This is a genomic window from Luteibacter sp. P4_E6 (assembly GCF_056401535.1).
In genome coordinates this window covers 1-2,417 of record NZ_JBFUJE010000555.1, presented here as the reverse complement: position 1 = coordinate 2,417, position 2,417 = coordinate 1, and the positions used below count along the sequence as shown (strand labels likewise).

Annotated in this window: 1 protein-coding gene and 1 pseudogene; both read left to right on the top strand. The window is 64.3% G+C overall.

The window, feature by feature from the left end:
• Nucleotides 1-278, top strand: a pseudogene (locus AC1DT2_RS20690) (enterochelin esterase); the annotation flags it as partial.
• A 10-nt stretch (nucleotides 279-288) separates the two neighbouring features.
• On the top strand, nucleotides 289-2,196 hold the full coding sequence (gene prpE, locus AC1DT2_RS20685) for a propionate--CoA ligase (protein WP_477298418.1): 1,908 nt from the start codon (nucleotides 289-291) through the stop codon (nucleotides 2,194-2,196).
• The last annotated feature ends 221 nt before the right edge of the window (nucleotides 2,197-2,417 follow it).

The window sequence follows — 2,417 nt, the reverse complement described above, 5'->3', positions numbered from 1 at the left end:
ACATTGCACAGCGCCTGCGCACGCACTGGCCCGAGCTGAAGCCGGACCTCGACGGCAAGATTCACCTGATCGTCGGTACGGCGGACACGTTCTATCTCGATGGTTCTGCGAAACTTCTCAAAGACACGCTCGACGGGCTCCATGCGAAGAGCGATATCCGTTTCCTTCCGGGCAAGACGCATTTCGACCTTTATGTGGAAGGCGACGACCGCAACGCGCTGCTGAAGAAAATCGCGTGGGAGATGTATGGCGTGGCAAGGCCGGGGCAAGGTAAATAAGGGACGCGGCATGACCTACGACGAACTCTGGCGGCGCTCGGTCGACGAGCCTGAGCTGTTCTGGGCCGAGCAGGCGCGGCTGATCCACTGGGAGACGCCGCCGCAACGCATTCTGGACGAGTCGCGGCCGCCGTTTCGTCGGTGGTTCGTCGGAGGCACGACCAATCTTTGCCACAACGCGATCGATCGCCATCTCGATGAGCGTGGCGACCAGCTGGCCCTCGTGGCGGTCTCCACCGAAACCGACACGACGCGCGAAATCACCTATCGCGAACTCCACCGTGAGGTGAATTCGTTCGCTGCCGTACTCATCGAACTCGGCGTGGGCAAGGGCGATCGTGTCGTCATCTACATGCCGAATATCGCCGAGGCCGTGTTCGCGATGCTTGCGTGTGCGCGCATCGGTGCCATTCATTCGGTGGTGTTCGGTGGCTTCGCCGCACACAACCTCGCCTTGCGCATCGATGACGCCGAGCCTGTGCTGCTGATCTGCGCCGACGCGGGTATGCGCGGAGGCAAGGTCATTCCGTACAAGCCGCTCATCGACGCCGCGCTACGCGAAACGAAAGCGCCGCCGAAGCATGTGTTGATCGTCAATCGCGAGCTCGATCCGGCCATGGAACGCATCGATGGCCGCGATGTCGATTACGCGAAGGCGCGCCGCAAGCACGAGGGCGCGATGGTTCCGGTCACATGGCTGGAATCCAACGAGCCCAGCTACCTGCTCTACACCTCGGGCACGACCGGCAAGCCGAAGGGTGTGCAGCGCGACGTGGGTGGCTATGCGGTGGCACTGGCCCTGTCGATGACGACGATCTTCGACCTGCATCCGGGCCAGACCATTCTGTGCACCTCCGATGTCGGTTGGGCCGTGGGTCACTCCTACAACGTATACGGCCCGCTGATCGGCGGCTGTACCGCGATTCTCTACGAAGGCCTGCCGACGGCACCGGATCCGGGTGTCTGGTGGCGCCTTTGCGAGAAGTACCGGGTGAGGAACATGTTCTCGTCGCCCACGGCGATCCGCGTGCTGAAGAAGCAGGACGCGTCGTGGCTGTCGAAGTACGATCTCTCGGCGCTGAAATACATCTTTTGTGCCGGCGAACCGTTGGATCACACGACCTACGAGTGGCTGTCGGCGGGTACCGGCAAACTCGTCGTCGACAACTACTGGCAGACCGAAACCGGCTGGCCGGCGGTATCGCTCATGCCGGGCCTGGACCTCAAGCCGGTCAGGCCGGGTTCGCCCGGATTCCCGACGTTCGGCTTTCGCATGCGCGTGATCGATGAGGCGACGGGGGATGAGAAGGCGCGGGGCGAGAAGGGCGTGCTGGTGATCGAGCCGCCACTGCCGCCCGGCTGCCTGAGCACCATCTGGCGCGACGACGACCGCTATGTGCGGAGTTATTTCGGGCACTTCAAGGAGTTGCTTTACAGCTCGCTGGATTGGGCGGTGCAGGATGCGGACGGCTACCTGTTCATTCTTGGTCGCACCGACGATGTCATCAACGTAGCGGGTCATCGGCTCGGCACGCGTGAGATCGAGGAGTCGGTGGCCACGCTGGGCGCCGTGGCGGAAGTCGCGGTGGTCGGCATCGGCGACGAACTCAAGGGCCAGTTGCCCGCCGTCTTTGCGACGCTGAAGCAGGGCGTGACCGACGACCCGCGCGACGTGGCACAGGCGATGGAACGACGGGTGGTCGAGCTGCTCGGTGCGGTGGCGCGCCCCGGCTGCGTCTATGTGGTGGGTGCGCTGCCAAAAACCCGCTCAGGGAAGCTGCTGCGGCGGGCCATCCAGGCGCTGATGGAGGGGCGGGATCCAGGGGATCTTTCCACGCTGGACGACCCGGCGTCGCTGGAGGAGATCCGGAAGGCGATCGCGCGGGGACCGCAGTGTGGTGGGCGTGGGGCGGGGTAGGGCGACGGCCGCGAGCATCCTTCGCCGCTGAAGCGGCTTGTGTCTTTGCGTCGGCGTAGGCTTCGGGGTGAGAGCGGAGTGCGGCAAGCCCGCTAGCGGCGGTGCTGCGAGCACGTGTGGGAGCTGGGGCTGCCGCACTCCCTCCACCAATAGCCCGAACAGTTGCCCGAGTCGTACCTCGAAATCACAAGCCGGGGCATGGTGGAGGTGCTCTCACTTCC

Excerpts from the sequence above, each read along its gene's own strand:
- prpE (WP_477298418.1), top strand. The coding sequence starts at position 289 with ATGACCTACGACGAACTCTGGCGGCGCTCGGTCGACGAGCCTGAGCTG.